The sequence below is a fragment of the Streptomyces sp. NBC_01232 genome (genome assembly GCF_035989885.1).
Lineage (GTDB): Bacteria > Actinomycetota > Actinomycetes > Streptomycetales > Streptomycetaceae > Streptomyces.
Genome location: NZ_CP108518.1, coordinates 1,308,348 through 1,323,180, shown reverse-complemented (window position 1 = coordinate 1,323,180; position 14,833 = coordinate 1,308,348). Strand labels below are relative to the sequence as shown.

At 72.7% G+C, this 14,833-nt stretch carries 13 protein-coding genes; 7 read left to right on the top strand and 6 right to left on the bottom strand.

Annotation, left to right across the window (positions count from 1 at the left end):
• The first annotated feature begins 94 nt into the window (after positions 1-94).
• The 4 genes from OG444_RS06360 to OG444_RS06345 are packed head-to-tail and all read left to right on the top strand — an operon-like array spanning position 95 to position 4,336.
• Positions 95-2,836, top strand: a complete 2,742-nt coding sequence (locus OG444_RS06360) for a sensor histidine kinase (RefSeq protein ID WP_327261197.1) — start codon at positions 95-97, stop codon at positions 2,834-2,836.
• The gene (locus tag OG444_RS06355; protein ID WP_327261196.1) at positions 2,836-3,279 is read left to right on the top strand and encodes a roadblock/LC7 domain-containing protein; all 444 of its coding nucleotides are present in this window, start codon (positions 2,836-2,838) and stop codon (positions 3,277-3,279) included. Before OG444_RS06360 ends, OG444_RS06355 begins: the two co-directional genes overlap by 1 nt.
• 17 nt (positions 3,280-3,296) lie before the next feature.
• The gene (locus tag OG444_RS06350; RefSeq protein WP_327261195.1) at positions 3,297-3,677 is read left to right on the top strand and encodes a DUF742 domain-containing protein; all 381 of its coding nucleotides are present in this window, start codon (positions 3,297-3,299) and stop codon (positions 3,675-3,677) included.
• Positions 3,674-4,336 (top strand): GTP-binding protein, encoded by a 663-nt coding sequence (locus tag OG444_RS06345; protein WP_405787924.1) that lies wholly within the window; start codon positions 3,674-3,676, stop codon positions 4,334-4,336. Before OG444_RS06350 ends, OG444_RS06345 begins: the two co-directional genes overlap by 4 nt.
• Positions 4,337-4,375: 39 nt before the next feature.
• Here the strand turns inward: OG444_RS06345 and OG444_RS06340 are convergent, their stop codons facing one another.
• Entirely contained in the window at positions 4,376-4,813 is a 438-nt protein-coding gene (locus OG444_RS06340; protein WP_327261193.1) for a PPOX class F420-dependent oxidoreductase, read from the bottom strand.
• Positions 4,814-4,919: 106 nt separating this feature from the next.
• On the opposite strand from OG444_RS06340, the gene OG444_RS06335 reads away from it, so the two are divergent.
• Positions 4,920-5,318, top strand: coding sequence for a roadblock/LC7 domain-containing protein (locus tag OG444_RS06335; protein ID WP_030384197.1), 399 nt, complete (start codon positions 4,920-4,922; stop codon positions 5,316-5,318).
• 138 nt (positions 5,319-5,456) lie between these two features.
• A complete protein-coding gene (locus OG444_RS06330; RefSeq protein WP_327261192.1) occupies positions 5,457-6,269 on the top strand; it encodes a DUF6397 family protein in 813 nt (270 codons plus the stop codon).
• Here the strand turns inward: OG444_RS06330 and OG444_RS06325 are convergent.
• The 3 genes from OG444_RS06325 to OG444_RS06315 form a co-directional block, all read right to left on the bottom strand.
• On the bottom strand, positions 6,233-6,634 hold the full coding sequence (locus OG444_RS06325) for a YchJ family protein (RefSeq protein ID WP_327261191.1): 402 nt from the start codon (positions 6,632-6,634) through the stop codon (positions 6,233-6,235). The two genes, OG444_RS06330 and OG444_RS06325, sit on opposite strands and share 37 nt — an antisense overlap.
• 8 nt (positions 6,635-6,642) lie before the next feature.
• Entirely contained in the window at positions 6,643-7,566 is a 924-nt protein-coding gene (locus OG444_RS06320) for an acyl-CoA thioesterase (RefSeq protein ID WP_327261190.1), read from the bottom strand.
• A 61-nt stretch (positions 7,567-7,627) separates the two neighbouring features.
• Entirely contained in the window at positions 7,628-10,150 is a 2,523-nt protein-coding gene (locus OG444_RS06315; protein ID WP_327261189.1) for a DEAD/DEAH box helicase, read from the bottom strand.
• A gap of 144 nt (positions 10,151-10,294) precedes the next feature.
• Between OG444_RS06315 and OG444_RS06310 the strand changes: the two genes are divergently transcribed.
• Entirely contained in the window at positions 10,295-11,086 is a 792-nt protein-coding gene (locus OG444_RS06310) for a metal-dependent hydrolase (RefSeq protein ID WP_327261188.1), read from the top strand.
• A gap of 63 nt (positions 11,087-11,149) precedes the next feature.
• Here the strand turns inward: OG444_RS06310 and OG444_RS06305 are convergent, their stop codons facing one another.
• Together OG444_RS06305 and OG444_RS06300 are read right to left on the bottom strand one after the other, a co-directional pair.
• Complete coding sequence (locus OG444_RS06305) at positions 11,150-12,931, bottom strand: ABC transporter ATP-binding protein (protein WP_327261187.1); 1,782 nt, start codon at positions 12,929-12,931, stop codon at positions 11,150-11,152.
• Entirely contained in the window at positions 12,928-14,817 is a 1,890-nt protein-coding gene (locus tag OG444_RS06300) for an ABC transporter ATP-binding protein (RefSeq protein ID WP_327261186.1), read from the bottom strand. Before OG444_RS06300 ends, OG444_RS06305 begins: the two co-directional genes overlap by 4 nt.
• Positions 14,818-14,833 lie beyond the last annotated feature (16 nt).

Genomic DNA, 14,833 nt, shown 5'->3' with positions numbered 1-14,833 from the left:
CGCGTCCCCGCACCTGAGCGTCCCCACCTCCACTGCACCGCACCCCCACCGCACCCCACCGCACCCGTACGCACCGCCCCGGAACGAGGAGCCCATGCGAACACCCCGCAGAAAACCGGAAGCAGCGGCGCAGCGGCTGCCCGCGCCCCCGGCACGCGGCCGCCGGGCCCACGCCGGGCCGCCGGCCGAGGAACCGGCGGAGCTGCGGACCCATCAGCCTCACCAGGCCCACCAGCCGCACCCGGCCGCCGTACGCGAGAGCAGGCCCCGCATGCGGTTGCGGCTGCGCCCCGCAACCGTCCGCGCGAAGATCGTCTCGCTGCTGATGGTCCCGGTCGTCTCGCTGCTCGCCCTCTGGGCCTTCGCCACCGTCAACACCGCCCAGGACATGGCCCGCCTGGGCCGAGCCCACCGGGTCGACACCGAGATACGCACCCCCGTCGCCGCCGCGGTCACCGAGCTCCAGGCCGAACGGCGCGCCGCCGTACGCCTCCTCGCCGACCCCGCCGCCGATCAGGGAGCCCTGGAACAGCAGACCCTCCGCACCGACGCCGCCGTCCAGCGGCTGCGGCTCGGCGACCGCCACACCGTCGCCGACTCCGGCGACTACCGCTCCGACATCGTCGTCCGGCTGGAGGCCTTCGTCGCCGCCGCCGAAAACCTGGACTCGTCCCGCAAGGACATCACCGACCGCCGCGCATCCCCCGAGGCGGCCTACGCGATCTACACCCGCGTGGTCGACTCCGCCTTCGCCGTCAGCGGCGCCCTGACCGGCGGGGACAAGGCCGAACTCGGTCCCGACGCCCGGGTCCTGCTCGAATTCGGCCGCGCCGCGGAGCTGCTGTCCCGGGAGGACGCGTTGCTCGCCGTCCCGGGCCCGCGTACCGCCGAAACGCTTCGGCAGCTGACCGGCGCGATCGAGTCCCGCCGCGCGCTCACCGATTCCGCGGCCGGCGACCTTCCCGCCGACCAGCAGGCCGCCTGGCAGTCCGCCGCCAAGAGCGCCGCCTACGCCGACCTCACCTCCGCCGAGGACCGGGCGCTGGCCGCCGGCACCGCCAAGGAGAGCCGCGGGGCGCCCGCCGGCTGGGAGGCCGCCCACAACGGCATCGCCTCGGCGATGCGGGAGATCGAGACGGCCGCGCAGGACGCTGCCGCCGACCGGGCCGACCCCTTCACCGAGGGTGCGCTCAGCCCGGCGGGTGCCGCCGTACTGCTGGGCCTGATGGCCGTCGCCGCCTCCCTCGTCATCTCGGTCCGCATCGGCCGGGTCCTGGTCGTCGAACTCGTCTCGCTGCGCAACACCGCCCTGGAGATCGCCCACCGCAAACTGCCGCAGGCGATGGAACGGCTGCGTGCCGGCCAGGAGATCGACGTCGCCGCCGAGACCCCGCCCGGGCCGCCGGCCGACGACGAGATCACCCAGGTCGGCGAGGCGCTCGGCACCGTCCACCGGGCCGCGCTCAGCGCCGCCGTCGAGCGGGCGGAGCTCGCGAGCGGCGTCTCCGGCGTCTTCGTCAACCTCGCCCGCCGCAGTCAGGTCCTCGTGCACAAGCAGCTCACCCTGCTCGACTCGATGGAGCGGCGCGCCGACGACCCGAACGAGCTCGGCGACCTCTTCCGCCTCGACCACCTCACCACCCGGATGCGCCGCCACGCGGAAAGCCTGATCATCCTGTCGGGCGCCACCCCGGGCCGGGCCTGGCGGATGCCGGTCCCGCTCACGAACGTCGTGCGGGCCGCCGTCTCCGAGATCGAGGACTACCCGCGGATCGAGGTCCGGCAGCTCGCCGAGGCCGCCGTGGTCGGGGGCGCCGTCGCCGACCTCACCCACCTGCTCGCCGAACTCATCGAGAACGCGGCCCAGTTCTCCCCGCCGCACACCAAGGTCCGGGTCAGCGGTGAACCCGTCGGCGCCGGCTACGTCCTGGAGGTCGAGGACCGCGGTCTCGGCATGGGCCCCGACACCCTGAACGTCGCGAACCGGCGCATCGAGCAGTCCGAGTCCCTCGACCTCTTCGACAGCGACCGGCTCGGGCTCTTCGTGGTGAGCCGCCTCTCGGCCCGCCACGGAGTGAAGGTGCACCTGCGCACCTCGCCCTACGGCGGCACCACCGCGGTGGTGCTCCTGCCGAACTCCATGCTCCAGGGCGCGATCACGTCCGGCGCCGCCACCCCGGCCCCCGCCGCCAGCGGGGCCCACGAAGCGGACCGGGTAGCCTCCCGCCCGCAGCCGCAGCCGCAGCCACCGGTTTCGGCTCCGGCCGTGTCCTCGGTGCCGAGGGCCGTCAGGAGGGCCGAGCAGCCCACCGGCATGACCGTCGTACGGGAGGACGCGCCGGGTGTCCCGGGTCAGGGCGCGAGTCCTGCCACCGGTCCTGGCTCCGGCCCCGGCTCTGCCACTGGCCCCGGGCCCGGCCCCGGCCCCGGCCCTGCCCCCGAGCCGAAGCCGGGCCAGGGGCCGAAGCCGGAGTCGACCCCGCAGTCGCCCCCGGCCGTGCCGCCGGCCCAGGCTCCCGGACGCGAGCAGCCGCACCCGGCCCCGGTGGCGTCGCTGCGGCCGCGTGGCCCCGGCGGCGCGGGAACCCGTACCCAGCCGGCCGCTGCGTCCCCGGCCTCGGTGACGGAACTGCCGCGCCGGGTGCGCCAGGCCAGCCTCGTCCCCCAGCTCCGGGAGGCCCCCGCCCCCAAGCCCCCGGCCGGTTCCCGCCTCCCCGAGGAGCCGCCGGGCCGCAGCCCGGAGCAGGCCCGGGACCGGATGGCTGCCTACCGGGCCGGCTGGGTCCGCGGCGCCCAGGAGAACTCCCCCCACGCAGGCAGCGAAGGAGAAGTGTGATGATCGAACACCAAAGAGTCGGCCTCGACGGCGGCCGCAGGTCCGGCGAACTGGACTGGCTGCTCGACGACCTGGTGCACCGGGTCCGCGAGGTCCGGCACGCCGTGGTCCTCTCCAACGACGGCTTGGCGGTCGGCGCCTCCAGCGCGCTCAGCCGGGAGGACGCCGAGCACCTGGCGGCGGTGGCATCCGGCTTCCACAGCCTGGCCAAGGGCGCGGGCCGACACTTCCACGCCGGGGGCGTGCGCCAGACGATGGTCGAGATGGACGAGGGCTGCCTCATCGTCGCGGCCGCGGGCGACGGCTCCTGCCTGGCCGTGCTCAGCGCCGCCAGCGCCGACATCGGCCTGATCGCCTACGAGATGGCGCGGCTGGTGAAGCGGGTCGGCGAGCACCTCTACACGCCGCCCCGGTTCGCGGCGCGCCCGCCGGCCGCCGGCTGAGGGCGGCGGTCCGGCACATGGATGGCCAGTGGTACGACGCCGAAGCGGGCCCGCTCGTCCGTCCGTACGCCATGACCGGCGGGCGGACGAAGCCGGGACCCCACGGGGTCCGCTTCGACCTGATCGCGCTGGTCGCGGTCGACCCGGCGGGCACGGACGAGACGGCCGAGTCCCTGCTGGGCCCCGAACACCGGGCGCTGCTGGGACTCTGCCGGTCCGAGACCCAGTCGGTGGCCGAACTCTCCGCGGACGCCGACCTGCCCGTGGGGGTGGTGCGGGTGCTCCTCGGGGACCTGCTGGAGGGCGGACACGTCAAGGTCAGCCGGCCCGTGCCGCCCGCACAACTGCCGGACGAGCGGATTCTGCGTGAAGTCATCGAGGGATTGCGAGCGCTTTGATGGGACAGCATGACGACCGGCCTGTGGGATCGGCTCCGGACGCGGATCCCGGTCCGGGGGAGGACCCCGAACTGGCCGCGCTCGCACTGAAGATCCTGGTGGCGGGCGGCTTCGGGGTGGGCAAGACCACGCTGGTGGGCGCGGTGAGCGAGATCCGTCCGCTGCGGACGGAGGAAGTGCTGAGCGAGGCGGGCGAACTGGTCGACGACACGGGCGGCGTGGACCAGAAGACGACCACCACGGTGGCCATGGACTTCGGCCGGATCACCATTCGCTCGGGGTTGTCCCTGTACCTCTTCGGCACCCCGGGACAGGACCGTTTCTGGTTCCTGTGGGACGAGCTGTCGCAGGGAGCGCTGGGCGCGGTCGTCCTCGCCGACACGCGGCGGCTGGAGGACTGCTTTCCCGCGGTGGACTACTTCGAGCACCGGCGCATCCCCTTCGTGGTCGCGGTCAACTGCTTCACGGACGCGCGGCGGTACGGGGCGCACGACGTGTCGAGGGCACTGGACCTGGAGCAGGGGACCCCGGTGGTGCTGTGTGACGCGCGGGACCGGGATTCGGGGAAGGAAGTGCTGATCAGACTGGTCGAGTACGCCGGGCGGGTGCACACGGCCCGGCTGCTGGACTTGGTGGAGCCGCAGGCCGATTCCGTGTGAACCGGCCCGGCGGCCCGGCCGGTGAGCGGGTGGGGTCGGTCAGTCCGCGATGCCGGCGTGCGCGATGACCTTGTCGATCGGGACCCTGACGAGGAGTTCGGTCGGGACGGCGTTGCGGCGGCCGAAGGATTCGCCGCGCTCCTGGCCCATGTAGCGGCTGCCGATCCGGGTCGCCCAGGTGAGCATGGCCTCGGCGTCGTCGTCGTACCCGCTGATCTCGGCGCGGCCCTGGAGGACCACGAAGGAGAACGGGGGCCGGTCGTCGTCCACGCAGAGGGCGACCCGGCCGTCGCGCACGAGGTTGCGCCCCTTGACGGTGTCCTTTCCGGTATTGAAAACGAAGGAGTCGCCGTCGAGCACGAACCAGATGGGAGCGATGTGCGGGCTCCCGTCCTCGGAGACGGTGGACAGCTTTCCGGTGCGGGTGGAGTGGGAGACGAATGCCCGCCATTCCTCTTGAGTCATCTTCTTCGCCATGGGGACATCCTCCTTGCCCGAAAGGCACTGGTGGGGAAGGCTTGCGGCACGAGTACGAGGGGTGGGGCGCGGCCATCCGGCCGGCGTCGACGGGGAGGGGCTGGGAATGGCACTGGACAAGCAACTGGACTGGCTGCTGGACGACCTGACGCGCAGGGTCCAGCAGGTGCGGCACGCGGTGGTGCTGTCCAACGACGGCCTGGTCACGGGGGCGAGCGCGGGGCTGGCGCGGGAGGACGCGGAGCACCTGGCGGCCGTCGCGGCCGGCCTGCAGAGCCTTGCGAAGGGGTCCGGCCGGCACTTCCGGGCCGGTGAGGTGCGCCAGACGATGGTCGAGTACGACGAGGGAGTGCTCTTCGTGATGGCGGCCGGCGCGGGGAGCAGCCTGTGCGTGCTGAGCGCCGCCGAGGCGGACATCGGCCAGGTCGCCTACGAGATGACGCTGCTGGTCAACCGGGTGGGCGAGCACCTGGGAGTCGCGGAGCGACGCATCACCGGAGGCTGACCCGGGCCCGGCCGGGTCGGGGCGGGTCGGGCCGTGTCGGGGGCTGCCGGGGAGTTGTCCACAGGCCTCGCGGCATGTCGTTGCAGGGAGTTACGGTCTTCACACAGAGTAATCACCGCTTTGTGGGGGATGACCGTGATGATGCAGATGGGGACCGCGGTGCGCGGCGAAGTGGCCGACGGCGCTGCGGAGGTACTGATGGGCGGCGGCCAGGCCGCCGGTGAACTGGGGCTGAGCCGCAGCGAGTTCGCCAGGGCCGTCCAGCTGGGGATCGTACGGGCGGGGCCGCGGACGCTCGGGGGCGCCGCGCGCTACGCGCGCGCCGAGCTGGACCGGGTCAGGTCGGCTGCGGGACCTCCGGACGCGCTGCGCGAGCAGGTCGAGACCGTGGCCGGGGCGGAGGCCGCGGCCGGGGTGGTGGGGGTCGGCCCGAGCCGGTTCACGCGGCTCGCGCGCTGCGGGCACGTGACCCCGGTCGGCTACCGGATCAACCGGTACCGCGCCGCGGTGTGGCTCTACCTGTCCGTGGAGCTACGGAGCTTCGCCTCGCGGGAGCCGGGAATGCTCCGCGGGATCGCGCCGTCGGCCGACAGGGAACTGATGGCGGCCAAGGCCGATCTGCGCCCGCGCAAGTGGCGCGGGCGGCATGTCGGGCTGCTGCTGAGACGAGCCGCCGACCCCTGGGAGCGTGCCGCCGTGCTGGCCTCCGTACTCCCCGAGGACGAGCTGCGGCAGGCCGTGCCCGACCCGGCGGAGCGGATCGTCCTTGCGGCCCTCGCCCCGCCCCCGCCCTACGGGCACCCGCAGGTTCCGGCGGCCGCGGCGGTGGCGCTGGGGCTGCTGACGGCCGGGCCGCCGGACGAGATCCACTGGTACCGCACCAGCCTGGACTTCGCCCTGACGGGAGCGCGGGGTCAGTCGAAGTCGACGGGGGAGAGGGGGCCGACGTAGACCCAGGCCCCGGCCTCGCGGGAGAAGCTGCTGTGCTCGTGCAGCGAGCCGGTGTGCCCGCCCTCGCGGTAGTGGGCGCGGAACTCCACCGAGCCCTCCGTCTCGAACATCCCGCCGCGCTCGGTGGCGAGGATCTCCAGCCGCTCCCAGCGCTGCTCGGGATCCAGGTCGAGGCGGTCCGGACGGGTGGTGGGATGCCAGGAACGCAGCAGGTAGGCGGTGTCGCCGACGGCGAAAGCGCTGAACCGGGAGCGCATCAGCCGCTCGGCGGTGGGCGCCGCCCCGGCTCCGGAGTGGAAGCGGCCGCAGCACTCCGGGTAGGTGGCGGGCAGCCCGCAGGGGCAGGGCAGGGCGGGGGTGGGCATGGGTGTGCTCAGTTCTCCGGGGCGGATTCGGACTGCTGGGCCGGCCCGGACGCCCCGGCAGGCTTGGCGGAGTACGGACGGAAGAGGCCCTCCTGGACCACGGACACCAGCAGCTTGCCCTCCACGTCGTAGATGCGGCCCCGGGCCAGGCCCCGGCCGCCGTGCGCGATGGGCGACTCCTGGTCGTACAGGAACCACTCGTCCGCCCGGAAGGGCCGGTGGAACCACATGGCGTGGTCCAGCGAGGCCATGTCGAAACCGCGCATGCCCCACAGGGGTTCGACGGGGATGCGCACGGCGTCGAGGAGGGTCATGTCACTTGCGTAGGTGAGGGCGCAGGTGTGGACGAGCGGGTCGTCGCCCAGCGGGCCGACCGCGCGCATCCACACCGCGCTGCGGGGATCGGATCCCTTGAGCTCCTCGGGGGTCCAGCGGAGCCGGTTCACGTACCGGATGTCGAAGGGCTGGCGGCGGGCCATCCGCTCCAGCGCCTCCGGCAGCGCCCCGAGGTGCTCGCGGATCTCGTCCGCCACCTTGGGGAGCGTGTCCGGGTGAGGGACGTGGTGAGGAGGCAGCTGGTGCTCGATGCCGCCCTCCTCCGGATGATGGAAGGAGGCGGTGAGATTGAAGATCGTCTTGCCCTGCTGGACCGCGGTGACGCGGCGCGTGGTGAAGGACCGCCCGTCGCGCACCCGCTCCACCTGGTACACGATCGGCACCCCGGGGATGCCGGGGCGCAGGAAGTACGCGTGCAGCGAGTGGACCGGGCGGTCGCTCTCGATGGTGCGCCCCGCAGCCACCAGCGCCTGGCCGGCGACCTGGCCGCCGAAGACGCGCTGGAGGGACTCCTGCGGGCTCGCGCCGCGGAAGATGTTGACCTCGATCTGCTCCAGATCGAGCAGATCGACCAGTCTCTCGGCGGGGTTCGTCATCAGAGGATCTCCACTGTCGGGCAGGGCGGGGCGGGCGGGTGCGGCGGAGTGTGGCAGGCGGTCAGAGCGCTCCGAGCTCGCCGACCGACGTGACCCGGATGACCGCCCGGCCCTCCTCGTCGGAGGCGGCCAGGTCGACCTCGGCGCTGATGCCCCAGCCATGGTCGCCGTTCGGGTCGGCGAAGGTCTGCCGGACGCGCCACAGGCCGTGCGCCGGGTCCTCCTCGATCTGCAGCAGCTTGGGGCCGCGCGCGTCGGGGCCGGTGCCCAGGTCGTCGTACTCGTCCCAGTACCCGTCCAGGGCCTCGCCCCAGGCGTCCGCGTCCCATCCGGACTCGGAGTCCAGCTCGCCCAGCACGTTGACGTGGTCGAGGGCGGCCAGCTCCACCCGGCGGAACATGGCGTTGCGGACCAGGACACGGAAGGCGCGCGCGTTCGCGGTGACGGGCTTGACCTGATCGGCCTTCTCCTGGGCCTGCTCCGCCGTCTCCACCTCCGGGTTCGCCAGCTGCTCCCACTCGTCGAGCAGGCTGGAGTCGACCTGGCGGACCAGTTCGCCGAGCCAGGCGATCAGGTCCTGGAGGTCCTCGGACTTGAGGTCGTCGGGGATGGTGTGGTCCAGCGCCTTGAACGCGCTCGCCAGGTAGCGCAGCACGATGCCCTCGGTGCGGGCCAGCTCGTAGAAGGAGGTGAACTCGGTGAAGGTCATCGCGCGCTCATACATGTCGCGGATGATCGACTTCGGGGAGACCGGGTGGTCGCGCACCCACGGGTGGCTCTTGGCGTACACGTCGTAGGCGTGGAAGAGGAGCTCTTCGAGCGGCTTGGGATAGGTGACGTCCTGGAGCCGCTCCATCCGCTCCTCGTACTCGATCCCGTCGGCCTTCATCTGGCCGACCTGGATGCCGCGTTCCTTGTTCTGCTGGGCGGCGAGGATCTGGCGCGGGTCGTCCAGCGTGGACTCCACGACGGACACCATGTCCAGCGCGTAGGAGGGGGACTCCGGGTCCAGCAGGTCGAAGGAGGCCAGGGCGAAGGTGGACAGCGGCTGGTTGAGCGCGAAGTCCTGCTGGAGGTCCACGGTGAGCCGGATCGTGCGGCCCTCCGCGTCCGGGGTGTCGAGCTTCTCGACGACGCCGCCGTCCAGCAGCGAGCGGTAGATCGCGATGGCCCGGCGGATGTGCCGCAGCTGGGCCCTGCGGGGCTCGTGGTTGTCCTCCAGGAGGTGGCGCATCGCCTGGAAGGCGTCGCCCGGCCGGGCGATGACCGACAGCAGCATGATGTTGGTGACCTTGAAGCGCGAGGTCAGCGCCTCCGGGTCGGCGGCGATGAGCTTCTCGAAGGTGGTGTCCGACCAGGCGACGAAGCCTTCGGGTGCCTTCTTGCGCACCACCTTGCGGCGCTTCTTCGGGTCGTCGCCCGCCTTCGCGAGCGCCTTCTCGTTCTCGATGACGTGCTCGGGCGCCTGCGCGACCACATAGCCCGCGGTGTCGAAGCCGGCCCGGCCGGCGCGTCCCGCGATCTGGTGGAACTCGCGGGCGCGCAGGGTGCGGACCCGGTTGCCGTCGTACTTGGTGAGCGCCGTGAACAGCACCGTGCGGATCGGGACGTTGACGCCGACCCCGAGGGTGTCCGTACCGCAGATGACCTTCAGCAAGCCGGCCTGGGCCAGCTTCTCCACCAGGCGGCGGTACTTGGGCAGCATGCCGGCGTGGTGCACGCCGATGCCGTGACGGACGTAGCGGGAGAGGTTCTGGCCGAACTTGGTGGTGAAGCGGAAGTTGCCGATCAGCTCGGCGATCTTGTCCTTCTCCTCGCGCGTGCACATGTTGATGCTCATGAGCGACTGTGCCCGCTCGACCGCCTGGGCCTGGGTGAAGTGCACGATGTAGACCGGAGCCTGCCGGGTCTCCAGCAGCTCGGTGATCGTGTCGGTGATCGGCGTGGTGACGTACTCGTACGAGAGCGGGACCGGCCGGGTCGCGGAGCGGACCATCGAGGTGGGCCGGCCGGTGCGCCGGGTGAGGTCCTCCTCGAACCGCTTCATGTCGCCGAGGGTCGCCGACATCAGGATGAACTGCGCCTGCGGCAGTTCCAGCAACGGGATCTGCCAGGCCCAGCCGCGGTCCGGCTCGGCATAGAAGTGGAACTCGTCCATCACGACCTGGCCGATGTCGGCGTGCTTGCCGTCGCGCAGGGCGATGGAGGCCAGCACCTCGGCCGTGCAGCAGATCACCGGGGCGTCCGCGTTCACGGAGGCGTCGCCGGTCAGCATGCCGACGTTCTCGGTGCCGAAGAGCTTGCACAGGTCGAAGAACTTCTCCGACACCAGCGCCTTGATCGGGGCGGTGTAGAAGGTGACCTTGTCCTGGGCCAGTGCGGTGAAGTGGGCGCCTGCCGCGACCAGGCTCTTGCCGGAGCCGGTCGGCGTGGACAGGATCACGTTCGCCCCGGAGACGACCTCGATCAGCGCCTCCTCCTGAGCCGGGTACAGGGTGATGCCCTGGTCCTCGGCCCACGAGGAGAAAGCCTCGAAGAGGGCGTCGGGGTCGGCGTTCGGCGGGAGCTGATCAATGAGGGTCACACCCCCCATCTTGCCTGGCTTCCCCCCGGATCAGGGAACCGGCGGACGGAATGAAGATCACCGACGGTACGCTGTGCCGTCGATGCGGCCCGAACGAAACAGTCAACAGGGCCCGACCACACACCAGCGGGGCGGGGAACGACCATGATGGGTCCGGCGCACTCACTCTCCGGGGCAGCGGCCTGGCTGGGGGTGGGCGCGGCCACCGCGGCCGCCGGACACCCCATGCCCTGGCCCGTCCTCGTCGTCGGCGCGCTGATCTGCGCCGGGGCGGCCCTCGCCCCCGACCTCGATCACAAGTCGGCGACGATCTCGCGCGCCTTCGGCCCGCTCTCCAAGGGCCTGTGCGAGGTCGTCGACAAGATCTCCTACGCCGTCTACAAGGGCACCCGCTCCAAGAAGGACGCCCGCCGCACCGGCGGCCACCGCACGCTGACGCACACCTGGCTGTGGGCCGTCCTGATCGGCGGCGGCGCCTCCGTGCTCGCCGTCACCGCCGGCCGCTGGGGTGTCCTCGCCCTGCTCTTCGTCCACCTGGTGCTGGCGGTCGAAGGCCTGCTGTGGCGGGCCGCCCGGATGTCCAGCGACGTCCTGGTCTGGCTGCTCGGCGCGACCAGCGCGTGGATCCTGGCCGGCGTCCTCGACCAGCCCGGGAACGGCGCGAACTGGCTGTTCACCGGACCGGGCCAGGAGTACCTCTGGCTCGGCCTGCCGATCGTGCTCGGCGCTCTGGTCCACGACATCGGCGACGCGCTCACCGTCTCCGGCTGCCCGGTCCTGTGGCCGCTGCCGATCGCCGGCAAGCGCTGGTACCCGATCGGCCCGCCGAAGGCGCTGCGCTTCCGGGCCGGCAGCTGGGTGGAACTCAAGGTCCTCATGCCGGTCTTCATCCTGCTGGGCGGCTTCGGCGGGGCCTCCGCCCTCGGATTCCTCTGAAACACCGCCGGGCGGCGGGCGGGATCACCTCCCGCCCGCCGCCCGGCGCCCGCCCGGTCCGGCTCAGCCGTGCCAGGACCGCCACAGCGCCGCGTACGCACCGTCGGCCGCGACCAGCTCGTCGTGCGAGCCCAGTTCGCTGATCCGGCCGCCCTCGACCACCGCGATCACATCGGCGTCGTGCGCGGTGTGCAGCCGGTGCGCGATGGCGATGACCGTACGGCCGTCCAGCACCCGGGCCAGCGAGCGCTCCAAGTGCCGTGCCGCACGCGGGTCCAGCAGCGAGGTGGCCTCGTCGAGCACCAGCGTGTGCGGATCCGCCAGCACCAGCCGGGCCAGAGCGATCTGCTGAGCCTGCGCCGGGGTCAGCGCCGTGCCGCCCGAACCGACCTCGGTGTCCAGACCGGCCTCCATGGCCCGCGCCCAGCCGTCGGCGTCCACCGCGCCCAGGGCCGCCCACAGCTCGGCGTCCCCGGCGCCCGTCCGCGCGAGGCGGAGGTTGTCCCGCAGCGTGCCCACGAACACGTGGTGCTCCTGGTTGACCAGGGCCACGTGCTCGCGCACCCGCTCCGCCGGCATCCGTGACAGCCGCGCCCCGCCGAGGGTGACCTCGCCGGTCCGGGGCGCGTAGATGCCCGCGAGCAGCCGTCCCAGGGTGGACTTGCCCGCACCCGAAGGCCCGACCAGTGCCATCCGGGTGCCCGGCGGCACGGACATCGACACCTGGTGCAGGACGTCGACGCCCTCCCGGTAGCCGAAGTGGACCTCCTGCGCCCGCACGTCCCGGCCCTCCGGCGCCACCTTCGCGTCCCCCGCGTCCGGTTCGATCTCCCGCACGCCCACCAGCCGGCCGAGCGAGACCTGGGCGACCTGCAGCTCGTCGTACCAGCGCAGGATCAGACCGATCGGATCGACCAGCATCTGCGCCAGCAGCGCGCCCGTGGTCAGCTGCCCGACCGACATCCAGCCCTGCAGTACGCAGTAGCCGCCGATCAGCAACACCGAGCCGAGGATCGTCACGAAGGTCACGTTGATGACGGGGAAGAGGACCGTCCGCAGGAAGAGGGTGTACCGCTCCCACGCGACCCACTGCGAGATCCGGCGCTCCGACAGCGCGATCCGCTCCGGCCCGAGGCGGTGCGCCTCGACCGTGCGGCCCGCGTCCACCGTCTCGGTGAGCACGGCGGAGACCGCCGCGTAGCCGGCCGCCTCCGATCGGTACGCGGACGGCGCCCGCCGGAAGTACCAGCGGCAGCCGATCACCAGCACCGGCAGCGCCACCAGCGCGGCCAGCGCCAGCGGCGGCGCGGTCACCGCGAGCGCCCCGAACAGCAGCCCCGCCCACACCACGCCGATGGCCAGCTGCGGCACGGCCTCGCGCATCGCGTTCGCCAGCCGGTCGATGTCGGTGGTGATCCGCGACAGCAGGTCACCGGTACCGGCCCGCTCCAGCACGCCCGGCGGCAGACCCACCGACCGCACCAGGAAGTCCTCGCGCAGATCGGCCAGCATCTCCTCGCCCAGCATCGCCCCGCGCAGCCGGACCAGCCGGACGAAGAACGTCTGGACCGCCAGCGCCAGCGCGAACAGCAGCGCCACCCGCCCCAGATGCAGCTCGCGCGCCCCCGCCGAGAGATCGTCCACGACCCGGCCCAGCAGGTACGGGCCGACCATGGAGGCGATCACCGCGGCCGCGTTGACGCTCACCAGCACCACGAAGGCCCGCCGGTGGCGCCGGAACAGGCCGCGCACATAGCCCCGTACGGTCGCCGACGTGCCCACGGGCAGGGTCGCGGCCGATTCGGGGGCCGCCGGGTCGTACTCCGGCGGCGCCACGCCGATCATGCGGATTCCTCGATCTCTGTGAGTGCTTCTTCCAGCTCTGTCAGTTCCAGCCCGCCGAGCCGCTGCTCCTCCTCGGTCTCGCGGGTGACGACCGCCCGGTAGCGCGGCTCGCCCTGCAGGAGCTCGCGGTGGGTACCGGCCGCGACCGCCGTGCCCCCGTCGATGAGCACCACCCGGTCCGCGCGGTCCAGCAGCAGCGGCGAGGACGCCAGTACCACCGTGGTCCGCCCGGCGCGCAGGGCCGCGATCCCGTCCGCGATCCGCGCCTCGGTGTGCGAGTCGACCGCCGAGCTCGGCTCGTCGAGCACCAGCACCTCCGGGTCGGTGACCAGGGACCGCGCCAGTGCGAGACGCTGGCGCTGGCCTCCCGACAGGGAGCGGCCACGCTCGGTGATCCGCGCGTCCATCGGGTCCAGGGCGCCGTCCGGTGCCGACTGCAGCAGCGCGTCCAGAACGTCCGCGCACTGGGCCGCGTCCAGGGCGGCGCCGGCCGGGGTCGCTCCGGAGGACGGTACGTCGAACAGCTCCCGCAGCGTCCCGGACAGCAGCACCGGATCCTTGTCCTGTACGAGGACCAGGGTGCGCGCGGTGTCCAGTTCGAGCTCGTCCAGCGCGACCCCGCCGAGGAGAACGGACGGCGTCGCGTCGACCGCAGCGTCCGCTGCGTCCTCCCTCTCCCCGTCCCCGTCCTCGTCGGCGGGCTCCTGGTTCCCGTCCATGGGGTGGCCGCCCAGGCGTTCGGCGAGCCGTCCCGCCAGGTCCGGGTCCCCGCACACGACGGCGGTGAACCGGCCCGCGGGGGCCAGCAGCCCGGTCTGCGGGTCGTACAGGTCCCCGCCCGCGGCCGGCGCCTTCACCGGATCGGTGCGCGCGGGACGCTCGGCGGCGTCCGTCCGGGTCAGCGACAGCACCCGGGCGGCCCGCTTGGCGGAGGGACGCGAGAAGGAGTACGCCATGGCGATCTCCTCGAAGTGCCGCAGGGGATAGAGCAGCGTGGCCACCGCGCTGAACGCGGCGACGAGCTCACCCACCTCGATGCGCCCGTTCGAGACGAGCGTCGCCCCGTACCAGACCACCGTGATCATCAGCGCGCCCGGGAGCACCACCTGGATCGCGGCGATCAGCGCCCACATCCGGGCACTGCGCACGGCGGCCTTGCGGACCTCCTGCGAGGCCTCGCGGTAGCGGCCGAGGAACAGCTCCTCGCCGCCGATGCCGCGCAGCACGCGCAGACCCGCGACGGTGTCGGAGGCCAGCTCGGTCGCCTTGCCCGCCTTCTCCCGCTGGACGTCGGCGCGTTGGGTGGCGCGCGGCAGCAGCGGCAGTGAGGCCAGGGCGATCAGCGGCACGCCGACGGCCACGACCACACCGAGCTCGGGAGCGAAGAACAGCAGGCCGACGCAGACGAGGACGACGGAGAAGACGGCCGCGAGGAAGCGTGAGACCGCCTCGACGAACCATCCGATCTTCTCGACGTCGCCCGTGGAGACCGCGACCACTTCGCCCGCGGCGACCCGACGGGTGAGGGCGGAGCCCAGTTCGGCCGTCTTGCGCGCGAGGAGCTGCTGCACGCGCGCCGCGGCGGTGATCCAGTTGGTGACGGCGGTGCGGTGCAGCATGGCGTCGCCGACCGAGATGGCGACGCCGATGACGAGGAGCAGGGCGCCCGCGAGCAGCAGCCGGTTCGGCTCGTGGTCGGCGACCGCGCCGACGCCGAGCCCGACGGCGTACGGAAGTCCGGCGACGCCGGAGAAGTGCAGCATCCCCCAGCACAGGCTCTTCAGCTGTCCGCCGAGCTGACCGCGCCCCAGCCACAGCAGGAACCGGGGGCCGGAACGAGCGTCGGGTACCCCTGGATCCGGATACGGAAGATCGCTGATCTGCATGACGCCCCATGACTGG